Genomic DNA, 14,161 nt, shown 5'->3' with positions numbered 1-14,161 from the left:
ACACGCGGGCGGTCTCCGGCGAAAGGAATGCGGACGCGACGATCGCGGCTTCCCGCGCGCGTGTCGCCGACGACTCAGTCTTTCGCGACGACGTCGATACGCAGCGCTTCACCGCCGCCGACGATCGCCAGCAGACGATCGACGTTCGGATGTGCGCCCGGACGGTTGCGCGCGTCGGCCGTATGCTCGGCGAACACCGCGAGACCGTGCTCGGCAGCTTTCGCGTCGAGCGTGCCGAAGGCCTGCTGCAGATAGTTGTACACCGCGAGCGAGCCCTGCTTGCCCGGCTGGTTCTCGATGGTGGCGACCACGTCGCCGCTCGCGCCGACGAGATCGATGCGCGCGACGCCGTCGATGGCCGGCAGTTGCGCGAGGTTGTCCTTGAATACTGGGGTCGGTTGAATCACTGAAAACACTCCGTCGGTTCGGTCATGGGCCAAAGTGCGTGGCCGGCCGTATCTTATCCGATCGGCTTCGGCGAACTGGATGGCGCGGCGGCGTACCCGACAGCGCTTTGCCTTCCGTGTCACGGACTCGCCGGGGACAGGGCGACGTGAACGGCACCTGAATCCGGGAGCATGACTGACGCGACATGGCAACGATGACGCCGGTCGGATCTGGCGCGCCCAATGGTCCAGGCAGGGACTTCCACTCGTCGTCGGCACCGGCGCAACGGTGGGCGGCTTGGCAGGACGCTTGCAACCGATCGGGGAGGCCAGTGGTGATCGCTGGCGACGATTCACGCGCACTCTTCCGAGCGCGCTCGCGGAAGTCGGCTATTGGCTCTGGGCGGCCGGACGTGTCATGGCCAGCAGCGAGTCGACGAATGCCTCGCGTTGCGCCGGGTCCAGCGGACGCAGTCCGCACACTTCGTCGAACCACAGACCTTCCACCGCAAAGCGGATGATATGAGCGGTGCGTTCGGGCAACTGGTCGCGGCTCAGCAATTCTGCCCAGCGGGCCGCATGCGTCGCGTAGACGGGCAGCAGGCCGGGTTCCAGAAGCAGGCTGCCGATCACGGCGGAAAGGCTTCTCCCTTGCAGCGCCTGTTCGGAACTCGCGATGATATAGGCGCGCGTCCAGGCGCCTGGCTGACCATCGGCCTGTGCGGCTTCGGTGACTGCCCGCTCGAAAGTGGTGGCTTCGAAGTGCAGCAGCCCGGCCAGAAGCTCGGACTTGCTCGAGAAGTGATAGAGCAGTCCTCCTTTGCTGATGCCGGCAACCGACGCGGCCTCTGCAAGGGTTAATCCCAGGATGCCCTTGTCTTGCAGGATGTTTCGCGAGGCTTCGAATATTTTTCTCTTTGTCTCGCTGATTTCGTTATCCATGTTCTATCTAACGGAATATTGCAGTGAAAATGATCCGAAAAGTGCCGTACCGGCTGGACGGTGCATTATACAAATTCCCTTTGCCATTTTTTTTGATTTCGTTACTGTACCGGCTGGACGGTACACAAGACGTGCGCCAATCTGAATCCCATCTGCCCCGGTATGAATAGAACGATGAACGAGTACACGAGTTTCTCCGCGATCGACGAATGCACCGAACGTCTCGACTGCGTATTGACGCTTTCGCAAGGGAAGGTCTGCGGCGTCCACCTGGGCGACAGCATCCGGTTCGCTGGCATTCCATATGGAATGCAAACGAATGGCGAGCTGCGTTTCAAGCCGCCGGTGCTCGCACCTGGATGGGACGGTATCCGCGACTGCGGCACTTATGGCGATGCGTGCCCGCAGTTCAATGACGATTTGCCGGCCTGGCAGTTTGATGGCGGCCATTCGGCGAACTGCCTGAACCTCAATGTCTGGATGCCGGTCGCGGCGGCGCGTGGCGATCGTCTGCCCGTCATGGTGTGGCTGCATGGCGGCGCGTATCTGTCGGGTTCCGCAAACCTGCCGCTGTACGACGGGCGCACGCTCGCCGAAGAGCAGCAGGTGGTGGTCGTGTCGATCAACCATCGCCTCAATGCGTTCGGCTACCTGTACCTGTGCGATCGAGATGCCCGCTATTCGCACGCGGCGAACGTGGGACAGCAGGATATCGTGCTGGCCCTCGAGTGGATCGCGGCGAACATCGACGCATTCGGCGGTGATGCGACCAACGTCACGCTGTTCGGCGAATCGGGCGGGGGCGGGAAGATCTGCGCGCTGACGACGATGCCGTCAGCCGACGGCCTGTATCACAAGGCCATCATTCAGAGCGGCGCGTTTCTCACGACGCTGTCGCGGGAGCAGGCGAACGTCAGGGCCGATGAATTCCTTTCGATGCTCGGCACCGATGTGCGATCGCTCGACGGGGTGCCGGAGAAGCAGGTGCTCGACGCCGCGCGACGTCTGTTCGATCGCCATGGCTATACCGCGTTCTGGCCCGTCGATGATGGTGTCGTCATCGATGCGTCGAGAAGCCGGAGCCCGTCGATACCGATGATGATCGGGACGACGCGTCACGAGGCGGCGTACTTTCTGGAACCCGGGCTGCTCGCGCACGGTTCGCTCGACTCGACCGACCATCGCGACGCGCTGGAGAACGGCGTCCGGCCATTCAGCACCGGCCCGGATGATGTGATGGCAACCGTGGGAGCCGCATGGCGTGCCCATGAAATCGAGCCCGGCACGATCGGCCGGAACCTGACCGACGCCGTGTTCTGGATGCCCGCGGTGGCGCTGGCGGAGCGCAACAGCCGGCGGGCGGACACATTCATGTACCGGTTCGACTGGGAATTCCCGTGCTGCGGCGGCAGCTACTCGATTCACGGCGCCGAGATCCCTTTCGTATTCGGTACGCTCGATTACCCGCTTCCGGCCTGGGACAGCACGGATTTTCCGGGCAACCGATATCCGGGCGACACGCGAGGCGACCGCTTCGAACTGGCTGCGCGGATGCGGCGCGCATGGGCCGATTTCGCCCGATACGGCGATCCATCGGCGCGCGGCGCCCCGGTGTGGCCGCTTTACACGACGGAGGCGCGTTCGACACGGATTTTCGACCGCACCTGCCGCATCGACCAGGATCCCGATGCCGAGCGCCGGCGAGCGCTGTTCGCCGGGCACGCGGGCTTGTAACGCACCTCCCATCATCTACAAGGAACAACCATGGAGACGTCAGCGGCAACACCTGTATCCGCACCCACGCGGCCCTTGAACTGGATTGCCATCGTATTTTTCGTGCTTGCCACCAACGGGCCGCTCACCAGCCTCATCGGGTGCGTGCCGTATGGCGTTGCGTATGGAAACGGAATCGGGATCGCCGGCTCCTATCTGTGCGTGGGGCTGATCTATCTGTTCTTTGCGGTCGGCTTCACGGCGATGAGTCGCCACGTGAGCAATGCCGGCGCGCTCTACGCCTACGTCGGACAAGGTCTCGGCCGGCCGGCAGGCGTGGGAGCCGCGTTCATGGCTGTCGCATCCTATTTCGTGATCACGCTCGCGTGCTACGCGCTGCTCGGCTTCTATATCAGCTACTTCATCGGCACGCTGACCGGCGTGACCGTGCCGTGGTGGCTCAGCACGCTCGGCGCGGCGGTTGTCGTACACGTGTTCGCGATCAACAACGTGCAGTTCAACGGCGCGGTGCTGTTCCTGTTGATGATCGTCGAGATCGGGTTGATCGTCGCTTTCAACATCAAGGTGGCTGCCACGGGCGGAGGCGTGGAGCACTTCAGCCTCGCACCGCTGCATCCCGCGAACGTATTCACCGCGAAGTTCGGCACGTCACTCGTGTTCGTCGTGGTTGCCTACATGGGATTCGAGACGACGGTGATCTACGCGAACGACGTTCGGAACCCGAGCCGGTCGATTCCGATTGCCACGTACGTCAGCGTCGCGGTCATCATGGCGATCTACGTGGTGTCGACGGTGCAGATGTCCAACGCGTTCGGCTATGCCGAAGTCGTTTCCCTTGCGGTGAAGTCCCCGGCTGATCTGTGGTTCGCGGTGACGGAACGGGTACTCGGCAGGCAGATGGTGGTGGTCACCAATGCGCTGCTGATCACCAGCATGCTTGCCGCGATCATCAGCTTCAACAACGCGACCGTGCGTTACTGGTATTCGCTCGGCCGCGACGGCATTGCGTTCGAGTGGCTTGCGCGGTTGAGCGTGAAGAAGGGGCTTCCGATCCACGCTGCGAACATGCAGTCGACGATCATGGTCACGATGATCGTTCTGTTTGCCCTCTATCGTGTCGATCCGGTCATGGTGATCGCACCGTATCTGAGCATTCCGGCCGCGATCGGCATCGTGTGCGTACAGGCGCTGACCGCGCTCGCGGTCATCCGGTTCTTCGCCGCCCGTCGCGAGCGCGAGACGCGGTTCGTCCGGTGGGCTGTTTTCCCGGCCATCAGCTTCGCGGGATTCGGCTACTTCCTGTACGCGATGATCGGCAACGTCTCGCTGATGGCCGGTACGTCGTCGGTCGTCGTGTCGATTCTGCCCTGGACGACACCGGCGATCGCTGTCATCGGTGCGATATTCGCGGCATGGCTGCGGCACGCGCGGCCGACGGTCTATACCCGATTGGGACGATTCCTGAGCGACAGCTGACCACGCGGAATATTTCGGAAACCGGCGACCTCTTAATAATTAGGTATACAAATCAATAATTCATATCGGGAGGTTGCCGGAATGACGGGCCGCGAGTAATTATCTGTCCGGCCGTGTCGTACCGGCCTCCGCGCCGGACCCGGCCGTGCGCCACGCAAGCGCCGCGCCCGCGAGCTGCAGCGCGCTGCCCGTCAGCATCGCGACCCGTAGCCCGGTCGCGCCGCCGCCGCACGCGTCGTACAGCGCGCCCAGCATCGCGACGCCGAACACCGCACCGATCATCCGCGTCACGTTCATTAGCGACGCGGCCGTGCCCGCGCGCGCCGCGTCGACCGCGCCGACGGCCGTCGCGGCCAGCGATCCGACGGCCAGGCCAAGCCCCGTGCCCGTCAGCGCGAGCCCCGCTTCGGCCCACAGGAGCATCGGTGCGTGAGGATCCGTCGATCCGGCCGCGCCGATGCCGATCGCGGCGAGCCCGAGCCCCATCAGCGCGACGCCGCCCGCACCGGCCGTGCGCCCGCCGATGCGGGCCGCGACCGCGCCGGAGCCGAACGACACGAGCGCGAACGGGATCGACATCGGCAGCAGTGCGAGGCCCGCGCCGGTCGCGTCGAGCACGTGGTGGCTCTGCCACGCGAGCGGCAGTACGAACAGCATCCCGTAGCCGCCGAACGTCATCGAGCCGTTGCCGACGAGCATCCCGCGAAACGCGCGATTCGCGAACAGGTCGAGCGGCACCAGCGCGGCCTTGCCGAGCCGCCGTTCGATCCGCACGAACAGCGCGATGGCCGCAGCCGCAATCGCGACCAGCAGCACCGCGCGCAGCGTGTCGTGGCGTGCGTCGATCGTCGCGAACACGACGCAGCCGATCGCGATCGCGCCGAGCACCTGCGCGGCCGGATCGAAGCGTCGGCCCTGCGGATCGGCCGATTCCGGCACGACGGCGCTGGCGAGCGCGATCGCGGCAACGCCGAACGGGATCACGACACCGAAGATGCTGCGCCAGCCGAATGCATGAATCAGCACGCCGCCGAGCGTCGGGCCGACGATCATCGCGATGCCGCCGCACGCGGCCCAGATGCCGAGCGCGCGCGCACGTTCGACCGGATCGCGCCAGGTCACGCGGACGATCGCGAGCGAAGCGGGAATCAGCAGCGCGGCGCCGGCGCCGGCGAGCGCACGGCCCGCGATCAGCGCACTGAGCGTCGGCGCGAGCGCACACACGACCGATGCGCCGCTCAGCACCGCCGCGCCGAGCACGAACGCACGACGCCGGCCGTACAGGTCGCCGATCAGGCCGCCGGTGAGCAGTAGCACCGCATACGCGAGGTTGTACGCGTCGATGACCCATTGCAGCGCACCGACACGCGCGCCGAACGCCGCGCCGATCGGTTCGGTCGCGAGATTGACGATCGCGGTGTCGATCTGCGCGATCAGCACGGCGATGCACAGGGCCGGCAGCACGAGGCGGTGCCGGGCGGGCGCGACGGCATCGGCCGCGCCGGTGGAAGCAGGACGAAACGTCGGGTTCACGGGCATTCCCCTTGGCGTTCCATTACCGTCCGGTGCCGGTCAGCACGCCCGCGTCGCGCGAGCGCTCGATGTCGGGGCTGCGATACGCGCGCTCCGGAATCTCCGCGAGCCGCGACGCATGCACCTGCCGCGGCGCCAGCCCGTAGAATTTCTGGAAGCTCATGATCAGCGGCGACCACTTGTCCGGATCGATGCGGTCCGGCTGGCCGTCCATCAGCAGGTCGGGGTGGACGTGCACGCGCTGGATGCGTAGCTCGAACACGCGGATATGGCCACGCAGGTCCGGCGTTTCTTCGCCGATCCCGTGCGCGGCCGCGACGACCGCTTCCATATGCACCGGGCATTCGAGCGCGCGCGGCGGCGCGACCGTTTGCGAGGCGGCCGCGGTGAGCCCGGCCGTGCCGAACTTGTCGGGTTCAAATACGTAGCCTTTCGCGCGCTTGCCGTCGGGCGCCGGATACGTGCCGGTCGTGCGCGCGATCCGGTCGACCGCGTCCGCCTGCGCCGACGACGGCAGGTTCAGCACGCATTCGCCGGTACGCAGCAGGTTGCGGGTGGTCTGCGAACTGGCGGCAATGCCGATCACGCCGCGCCAGCCGAGCCAGAACGCGGACGAGATCGGCGCGAGATTGGCCGTGCCGTTCTCGTTCAGCGTGCTGACCAGCACGACGGGCGTGCCGAAATAGAGGATGTTCGGTTCGGTGACGCAATGCGGTGCATTCATGGCTGGAGCCCTCGGTGACGGATCAGTCCACATGCTGATCCCGCCGCCGCGGCGCGGCGCTCCGAATCTTGTCGTGTCATTCCGAGCGATGTGCGCAGGCGGCGATGGCGCGGCAACGGACCGGTCGGCAGCGCGAACGCTTTTCCGCTACAGTAGGAAATCGCAGGCCGTGCCCGCCGCACCACGCAAGCGGGCGCGGCCACGTTCCGCCAACGCACACGAGGGCCTGATGGACACCGAGCAACGCTACACCGCCAACGCGCCGACACGCGCGGAAGTCGACGCACTGGGCGGCGCCACCGTCATCGAATTCGGCGCGAACTGGTGCGGAATTTGCGCAGGCGCGCAGCCCGCGATCGTCGCGTCGTTCACCGCGCATCCCGCGGTGCGGCACCTGAAGATCGAGGACGGCCCGGGCCGCCCGCTCGGCCGCTCGTTCGGCGTGAAGCTGTGGCCGACGCTTGTATTCCTGCGCGATGGCATCGAAGTCGCGCGCGTCGTGCGCCCCGCCGACGCGAAACAGATCGAAGCCGACGGCTTCGCCGCGCTGGCCTGAGGTCACGGCGATGCAACAGGCCATCACGCACATCGGCGTCGACACGCGCGGCAGCGGCCTCGTCGAATTCACGTCGCAGGTGCGTGCGTTCGTCGACCTGCAGGCGATCCGCACCGGCCTGCTCACCGTGTTCTGCCGCCATACGTCGGCCTCGCTGCTGATCCAGGAGAACGCGGATCCGTCGGTCCAGCGCGACATCGAACGCTATTTCGCGACGCTCGCGCCCGAGGACGACACGCGCTACGAGCACGACACCGAAGGGGCCGACGACATGCCCGCGCATCTACGCACGGCGCTCACGCAGGTGCAGCTGTCGATTCCGGTCGAGCACGGCCGCATGGTGCTCGGCACGTGGCAGGGGATCTATCTGTTCGAGCATCGCCGCGCGGCACACCGGCGCGACATCGTGCTGCACGTGATCGGCGAATAGGCGGGCAGCGCTCGTCGTCAGCCTGCCGGCCGCTCGCCCGCTCAGGCGAGCAGCTTCTCGACGAGCGCGCCGAGTTCGCGCAGGTGGACGGGCTTCGGCAGGAATGCGTCGAATACCCGCTTGTTCTCGCGCAACGCAGCCGATTCGTACGCGCTGACACCGAGGATGGCCGGATGGCGGCCGTCGTCGTCGGGTTCCGCGACCGCTCGAATGCGCCGCGCGACTTCGAAGCCGCTCAGGTCCGGCAGTTCGAGATCGAGCACGACGATGTCGTAGCGGCCCGTGCCGAAGCGCGCGACGCCCTCCTGCCCGGTGCCGCACAGATCGGCCTCGATGCCGAGCGCCGACAGCATCGCGCCGAGCGTTTCGCGTGCGTTGTCGTTGTCGTCGACCACCAGCGCGCGCCGGTTGCGATGCGGGATCGCGAGCGGCAACGCGGGCCCGTCGCCGGCCGCGTGGCCGGCCGTGTCGACGCCCGGCACTTCGGCCGGCAGCGTCACGACGAACTCGCTGCCTTCGCCGACCACGCTGCGCACGTCCACATGCCCGCGCAGCGTCGTCACGATTTCGCGCACGACCGCGAGCCCCATCCCGATCCCGTCCACGTGCAGCCCGACCGCGTCGTTCGCACGATAGAACGGCTCGAAGATCTTCGACAGATGCTGCTTCGCGATGCCGGCGCCGGTGTCGCGCACGGCGATCCTCGCCTGCTGGCCGGCCGGCGCATCGGCGAGCGTGATCGATATCCGGATCGAGCCGCCGAGCGTGTACTTGACCGAGTTCTCGATCAGGTTCGACAGCACCTGCCTCAGCAGCTTGCGATCGGAGCGGATCGCGAGGCCGGGCGGCTCGACCAGCTGCGTGACCGCGATCCGCTTCGCGGCGATTTTCTCGCGCAGCGGTTCGAGCACTTCGGCGAGCAGCGGTGCGATGCCGACGGTATCCAGCTCGGCGAGGCGTTTCGTCGAGCGCAGCTTGATGTAGTCGGTCAGGTCCTTGACGAGCGCTTCCAGCGACAGCGCGGAATTCTGCAGCCGCCGGATCGTCTTCAGGTTCGCGTCCGACTGCGGGCGCGCGAGCAGGATCTCGATCGACCCGCAGATCGCCTGCAGCGGCGTGCGCAGTTCGTGGCTCACCATCCCGAGGAACGCGTTCTTCGCCTCGATCATCTCGAACGCGCGGTCGGACGCCTTGCGTTCGGCGTCGAGCGCCGCGTTTTGCCGTTCGAGCAGATCGTCGCGCGTGCGCATCGTGTAGAACAGCAGCAGGAACAGCGCGCACAGGATCACGCCGAGCACGATGCCGAGGATCAGGATCGCGCGCTGCTTTTCCTTCAGCTGATGGAACGTGAAGTCGCGCTGCGCCATCTCGATCGCGCGGAAGTAGTTCGCGAGGCCGTTGACCTTCGGCCAGTACGCATTGACCTCGTCGAGCACCTTTTGCGCGTTCTTCGGCGAGTCGCGCAGCAGCGGCACGTCGTGCTTCAGGCGCGTCATGAATTCACCGAGCGCGTCGATTTCGTTGCGCGCGCGCGGGATGCGCAGCCAGTATTCGGACACTTCGGACGGCCGCTGCAGGAACCCGAACGACACCGACAGGCTGTCGAGCTGCATCTGCACGTGATCGAAATCGTCGTCCTCGTGCGTCGCGTAGAGAATCAGCTGGCGGTCGAACCGCGTGTAGACGTTACGGTATTGCGCGGCGGTCCAGAACACGCCTTCGCGCGGCCCTTCGAGCACGCCTTCGTTGACCGAGGTGGCGAGGAGATCCCACAGCAGGAACGCCCACGCGGCGAACCCCATGATCCACAGCGAGCCGAGGACCAGGATGATCTTTCTGTTCTTCCACCGCCGCCGCTTCATGTCACTTCACGGTCAGGCCGATGATCTGCCACGCGAACTTGGCTTCGCCGAGCGGCGTCTTCAGCTCGTCGGGATACTCGTCGCGCGGATACATGATCCACAGCGGGCCGTAGTTGTCGTTGCCGAGCACCTTGCCGTTCATCGTCCGCGCGAGGATCACGCCGTAGCGGTCGGCATCGGATACCGGAATCGTGAACGTGTACTCGTCGATGCAGCGGAATTCGATCTGCGTGCCGTGCGCGCCGACGGTCTTCAGCACGTCGGACAGCAGCGGGCCGGTAAAGGTCGACTTCGGCGTCCAGCTCGTCGACGTGACGATCGTGTGCTGCGGCAGCGCCATCAGTTCCTGTTCGGAAAAGATGTAGGTCATCTTCCCCTGCTGGTTGCCCTTGCTGATCTTGCCGTCGACGGTGAACGTGAACGACGAGGCGGCCCATGCCGCGGCGGCCATGCCGAGCAGGCAGGCCGTCAGCAGGCTCTTGGTCCAGATGGTTGAAACGCGCATGTCTTTCCCTCGGTCTTGTGGTTCGTTTGGTGGGGTGTCGTACTGGCTTCGGTGCTCAGTTCGCGGCGGCCGCGGCCGGCAGCGCGATCTTCAGTTCGCGCGCCACTTCGGCGAACAGGATCGGCAGGCGCACCGGTTTTTCTTCGCAGCGTGCGTTGTAGTGCGACACGATGTGCGCGATTTCGTCCTCGCTGGCTTCGCCGGTCGAGATCTTGCCGGTCAGCAGGAAGATCGGCGCGCCGCTGTTCTCGCTCGAGCGGATGCCGCGCACGAGTTCGGCGGCCGTCTGGTCGCCGAGCATCCAGTCGAGGATGTAGCCGTCGAAATCCTCGACTTCCAGCGCCTTGCGAAACGACGCGCCGTCGAAGTACGGAATCGCGTTCACGCCTTTCTCGATGAAGTATTCACACACCGTTTCGGCGACGTCCTGCGAATCGTCGACCACGGCGATCCGCGCCGCATACACGTTCGGCTGGGCCGAGCGCAGCTCGATCACGTCGACCGGATAGGTGCGGCCCTCGCGTGCGTGCTGGCGTTCGGTGACGATCCATTCGCCCTGCCACTGCAGCGCGACGAAATCCGTTTCGATCTGGCTGCTGGCCTTCGCCGAAATCGCGGCGCGGCAGCGGAAGCGCCGCGATTCGATCACGAGCGTCGCATCGATCATCTCGGCGGCGGCCGGCTGCGTGCCCTTGTCGTCGAGCAGGATCGCGGGCGGCACGCCGAAGTGCGTCGCGATGTCCTGCAACTGCGACAGGTTCCACGGGATCAGGCCTTTCATCTTGCGCGTGACGACCGAGAAGCTCAGGCCGAGCACGTTCGCGATCGTCGTGTTGTGACTTCGCGGCGGAATGCCGTTCCGGTTCAGTAGATCGCGCACCTTGTTGGCGGTCATGAGATCGACATTGGCCTGCTCGGTGGTGGACATCTCGATGGGGTCTCCAGGGGGTTTTGGCGAGGAAGAGCATATCAAAGTTGACGCGTCATGCAAGCTTTGAAAAAGCGAATGACCTTGACATGCCATTTTTCTTCATTATTATTGCTCACCACGTCACTATTGTTTGTCGCGTCATGTTTGGAGACCGATGCCGGCAACAGTCGGTACAGGAAAGGCGGCAGCAGTGAAGCAGTGACGGAACGATTCGAAGAGAGAACCTGAGAGAGCCTGGGGCTGCGTGTCGGCGTTGGCGGATAGGGATTGTATCTGCTGCGCCGCGCGCAACCGGCTACGAGCTCACGGGGTGGGATAGCTCGAAGAATTGCGGCGCCAATAAAACTTGAGGAAAGTACCAATGTATCGCCGTTTACTCGCACCGGGGCTGCTGTTGCTATTGGCCGCGTGCGCGCAGGATCCGTCCGTCACCAGCAACACGGTGCGGATCTGCGACGACACAGGTTGTTCCGACCGTCCCAAAGATCAGGTGTCCTATCAAAAAAGGGACGAAACGGAAGACCGGGAAGATCCGCGCATCGCCGCGCTGAAGCAGACTGCAAAGACCCAGCCGAAGGCCGCCTACGACCTCGGGCTGCGCTATTTCCGCGGCGACGGCGTGCGTCAGGACAGCTACCAGGCACTCAAGTGGATGCGCGAGGCCGCCGAACGCGGCGACCTCCAGGCGCAGAAGGCGCTCGGCAGTTTCTACCTGTTCGGCCTCGAGGAAATGGGCTCCGACGCGCGCGAAGCGGAGAAGTGGCTGTCGATCGCGGCGGGCCGCGGCGACAAGGAATCGAAAAAGCTGCTCGATCTCGCGCGCAAGGCCAAGAAAGAAGACGAGGAAGACTGGAAATGGCGCACGCAATGGCGTGACGTCTATTACGGCTACTGGTACTCGGGCTATCCGTACTACGGCGTCTGGCAGCAGACGTACTGGTACTACTGACCGGGCATAAAGCAACGGGGGCAGCAGCGGGGAGACCACCATCGCGCGCCACGCCGGGGGGCTTATCGAAGTTCGCACGAACACATAAGCCGAACAACGACTCTAATCGATCGACAACGACATGAAGACCAACCTTTCCCATCGTCTCACTCAAGGTGCGCTGGTTGCAGCGCTTTGCGCGTCCGTCGCAGGCTGCGGCGGCATGGTGACGCCCGGCGGCCAGAACGCCGGCGTGACGGGCGCCGCGGCGGGCGGCACGAGCGCCGGCGCCGATTCGGGGCTGCAGCGCTGTACGTCGCCGCTCGGCACGATCGCCGTCGACGACGGCCGCAACGCCGACTGGTGGGGCCCGTTCGGAAGCGCGACCAAGATGACGACCATCGACCCGCTGCTGCGCCTGGCGGTGCAGCAGTCGAACTGCTTCGTGATCACGTCGATCGGCAACCAGAAGAGCGACGCGCGCCTGTCGCGCATCACGCAGCTGCAGCGCAACTCGGGCGAATACCGCGCGGGCTCGAAGCAGCAGAAGGGCCAGCGTGTCGCGGCCGACTACTACATGGAACCGCAGATCGTCATCAACGATTCGCCGATCGGCGGCATCGGCAGCATGATCGGCGGGCTGATCGGCAACAGCGCGGTGGCGGCGGTGGCCGGCCACCTGCAGACGAAGGCGTCGGTCGTGACGCTGACGCTGTTCGACGTGCGTTCGGCCGTGCAGATCGCGGCGTCGGAAGGCAGCTCGACGGCGACCAACTACGGCGCGGCGCTGGGCGGTTTCGGCGGCGGCGTGGGCGGTGCGCTGGCCGGCTTCTCGTCGACGCCGGAAGGCAAGGCGACGGTCGTCGCGTTCATCGACGCGTACAACAAGATGGTCGTTGCACTGCGCAGCTACAAGGCGCAGGACGTCAAGGGCGGCCTCGGCCGCGGTGGCCAGCTCCAGGTCAACTGACGTTCCCGGCCGGCGGAGCGCCGCCGGCCGATTCCTGAGTCGTGACTGTCCGTGCGCGCGGCGTGAGCCGCGCGTACCGGCTTCGTTCGTCCTTTTTGCATTGAGGTGATCCCGATGAAAGCCGTTGCATTGATCGCATTGACCTGTCTGGCGCTGACCGCTTGCGGCGGCGGCGACGACAATTCCTCGCCCGCCGGTGGCTCGGGCACGAGCAACAACGGTGGCAGCGGCGGCACGGGCTCGGGCGGGACGGGAAGCGGCGGTAGCGGCGGGTCGGGTGGCTCGGGCGGCTCGGGCGGCAGCACGCTGACGTGGCGCTACGAGGCGCAGCCGGTCGCGGCCGACAAGGCGAGCTTCCTGACGCTGGTCAACAACGAAGGCGCGAAGGGCTACCGCTATCTCGGCGACTACTTCTACAACGCGGGCAACGGCGGTTCGCAATCGATCTTCGTGAACGACGGCACAGCTCAGACCTACACGTATCAGCTGCAGACGGCCGCGGCCGACATGCCGTCCTTCGTCAGCCAGGCGAACGCGCAGGGCGCGAGCGGCTACCGCTACGAAGGGCCGCTCACGTTCGGCGAGCTGTATCGCAAGGATGGCGGCTCGTCGGCCACGTATACGTACACGACGACGGGCCTGCCGGCCGACACGAACGCGTTCCTCACGCAGGCGAACGGCCAGGGCCAGTCGGGCTACTGGTTCCTCGGCCCGATGGCGGTCGGGGCCACGCAGGCGAACGTGTACATGAAGAACAACGCGTCGAACGCGACCTATACGTACGATGCGCTGGTGCCGACGACGACCGTCAGCGATTTCATTGCGCAGGCCAACAGCGAAGGCGCGAAGGGCTATCGCGCGAAGGGCGGGATGCTGTTCGGTTCGACGATCTCGTGGGTCTACGTGAAGGACCAGACGCAGTCGCCGACCTTCACGTACCAGTCGGCCACGATCCAGTCGACCGGCGCGAGCTTCGTCCAGCAGTCGAATACGTTCGGCGCACAGGGCGCCGCGTATCTGAGCGATATCGCGCTCGGCGTTTCGTCGCCGGTGATGGCGTCGTACTATTTCACGCCGAAGAACTGCACGGGCTTCCTGTGCACGACGCTGAATCCGCTCACGCAGAACTGAGCGGGCGCGTGCGGCGTCGTTGCATCGCGCGGGTCGTTCATGCGTGCATGACC

The 14,161-nt window shown here is 65.5% G+C and carries 14 protein-coding genes; 7 read left to right on the top strand and 7 right to left on the bottom strand.

All coding sequences use genetic code 11. The features are described 5' to 3' along the window. Window positions 1-74: 74 nt before the first annotated feature. Together AC5LXK_RS30525 and AC5LXK_RS30520 are read right to left on the bottom strand one after the other, a co-directional pair. Window positions 75-407: a DUF2322 family protein gene (locus AC5LXK_RS30525; protein WP_493392366.1), complete on the bottom strand. Its 333-nt coding sequence runs from the start codon at window positions 405-407 to the stop codon at window positions 75-77. A 369-nt stretch (window positions 408-776) separates the two neighbouring features. Continuing rightward, a complete protein-coding gene (locus AC5LXK_RS30520) occupies window positions 777-1,328 on the bottom strand; it encodes a TetR/AcrR family transcriptional regulator (RefSeq protein ID WP_493392365.1) in 552 nt (183 codons plus the stop codon). A gap of 162 nt (window positions 1,329-1,490) precedes the next feature. On the opposite strand from AC5LXK_RS30520, the gene AC5LXK_RS30515 reads away from it, so the two are divergent. After that, window positions 1,491-3,062, top strand: a complete 1,572-nt coding sequence (locus AC5LXK_RS30515) for a carboxylesterase/lipase family protein (protein ID WP_493392364.1) — start codon at window positions 1,491-1,493, stop codon at window positions 3,060-3,062. Window positions 3,063-3,137: 75 nt separating this feature from the next. Further along, entirely contained in the window at window positions 3,138-4,538 is a 1,401-nt protein-coding gene (locus AC5LXK_RS30510; protein WP_493392363.1) for an APC family permease, read from the top strand. 99 nt (window positions 4,539-4,637) lie between these two features. Here the strand turns inward: AC5LXK_RS30510 and AC5LXK_RS30505 are convergent, their stop codons facing one another. Continuing rightward, on the bottom strand, window positions 4,638-6,077 hold the full coding sequence (locus tag AC5LXK_RS30505; RefSeq protein ID WP_493392362.1) for an MFS transporter: 1,440 nt from the start codon (window positions 6,075-6,077) through the stop codon (window positions 4,638-4,640). Window positions 6,078-6,093: 16 nt separating this feature from the next. Continuing rightward, complete coding sequence (locus tag AC5LXK_RS30500) at window positions 6,094-6,795, bottom strand: flavin reductase family protein (RefSeq protein ID WP_493392361.1); 702 nt, start codon at window positions 6,793-6,795, stop codon at window positions 6,094-6,096. A 229-nt stretch (window positions 6,796-7,024) separates the two neighbouring features. Here AC5LXK_RS30500 and AC5LXK_RS30495 point away from each other — a divergent pair, with 229 nt between their 5' ends. Together AC5LXK_RS30495 and AC5LXK_RS30490 are read left to right on the top strand one after the other, a co-directional pair. After that, a complete protein-coding gene (locus AC5LXK_RS30495) occupies window positions 7,025-7,351 on the top strand; it encodes a thioredoxin family protein (RefSeq protein ID WP_493392360.1) in 327 nt (108 codons plus the stop codon). A gap of 10 nt (window positions 7,352-7,361) precedes the next feature. Beyond that, window positions 7,362-7,781 carry a secondary thiamine-phosphate synthase enzyme YjbQ gene (locus AC5LXK_RS30490; RefSeq protein WP_493392359.1) on the top strand — a complete coding sequence of 140 codons (420 nt, stop codon included), beginning with the start codon at window positions 7,362-7,364 and terminating at the stop codon, window positions 7,779-7,781. A 41-nt stretch (window positions 7,782-7,822) separates the two neighbouring features. On the opposite strand, the gene atsR is transcribed toward AC5LXK_RS30490, so the two are convergent. The 3 genes from atsR to AC5LXK_RS30475 are packed head-to-tail and all read right to left on the bottom strand — an operon-like array spanning window position 7,823 to window position 11,076. After that, window positions 7,823-9,643: a hybrid sensor histidine kinase/response regulator AtsR gene (atsR, locus tag AC5LXK_RS30485; RefSeq protein WP_493392358.1), complete on the bottom strand. Its 1,821-nt coding sequence runs from the start codon at window positions 9,641-9,643 to the stop codon at window positions 7,823-7,825. A gap of 1 nt (window position 9,644) precedes the next feature. After that, window positions 9,645-10,148: a putative pterin-binding protein gene (locus AC5LXK_RS30480; RefSeq protein WP_493392357.1), complete on the bottom strand. Its 504-nt coding sequence runs from the start codon at window positions 10,146-10,148 to the stop codon at window positions 9,645-9,647. A gap of 55 nt (window positions 10,149-10,203) precedes the next feature. Further along, on the bottom strand, window positions 10,204-11,076 hold the full coding sequence (locus AC5LXK_RS30475) for a response regulator (protein ID WP_493392356.1): 873 nt from the start codon (window positions 11,074-11,076) through the stop codon (window positions 10,204-10,206). Between the two features lie 364 nt (window positions 11,077-11,440). On the opposite strand from AC5LXK_RS30475, the gene AC5LXK_RS30470 reads away from it, so the two are divergent. The 3 genes from AC5LXK_RS30470 to AC5LXK_RS30460 all read left to right on the top strand — a co-directional run bounded on the left by AC5LXK_RS30470 (window position 11,441) and on the right by AC5LXK_RS30460 (window position 14,108). Next, a complete protein-coding gene (locus AC5LXK_RS30470) occupies window positions 11,441-12,028 on the top strand; it encodes a tetratricopeptide repeat protein (RefSeq protein ID WP_493392355.1) in 588 nt (195 codons plus the stop codon). Between the two features lie 121 nt (window positions 12,029-12,149). Continuing rightward, a complete protein-coding gene (locus AC5LXK_RS30465) occupies window positions 12,150-12,977 on the top strand; it encodes a hypothetical protein (RefSeq protein ID WP_493392354.1) in 828 nt (275 codons plus the stop codon). Between the two features lie 114 nt (window positions 12,978-13,091). Further along, window positions 13,092-14,108 carry a hypothetical protein gene (locus AC5LXK_RS30460; RefSeq protein ID WP_493392353.1) on the top strand — a complete coding sequence of 339 codons (1,017 nt, stop codon included), beginning with the start codon at window positions 13,092-13,094 and terminating at the stop codon, window positions 14,106-14,108. Window positions 14,109-14,161 lie beyond the last annotated feature (53 nt).

It is taken from the genome of Burkholderia pulmonis (assembly GCF_984667975.1).
This window is presented reverse-complemented; position numbering and strand designations above follow the sequence as displayed.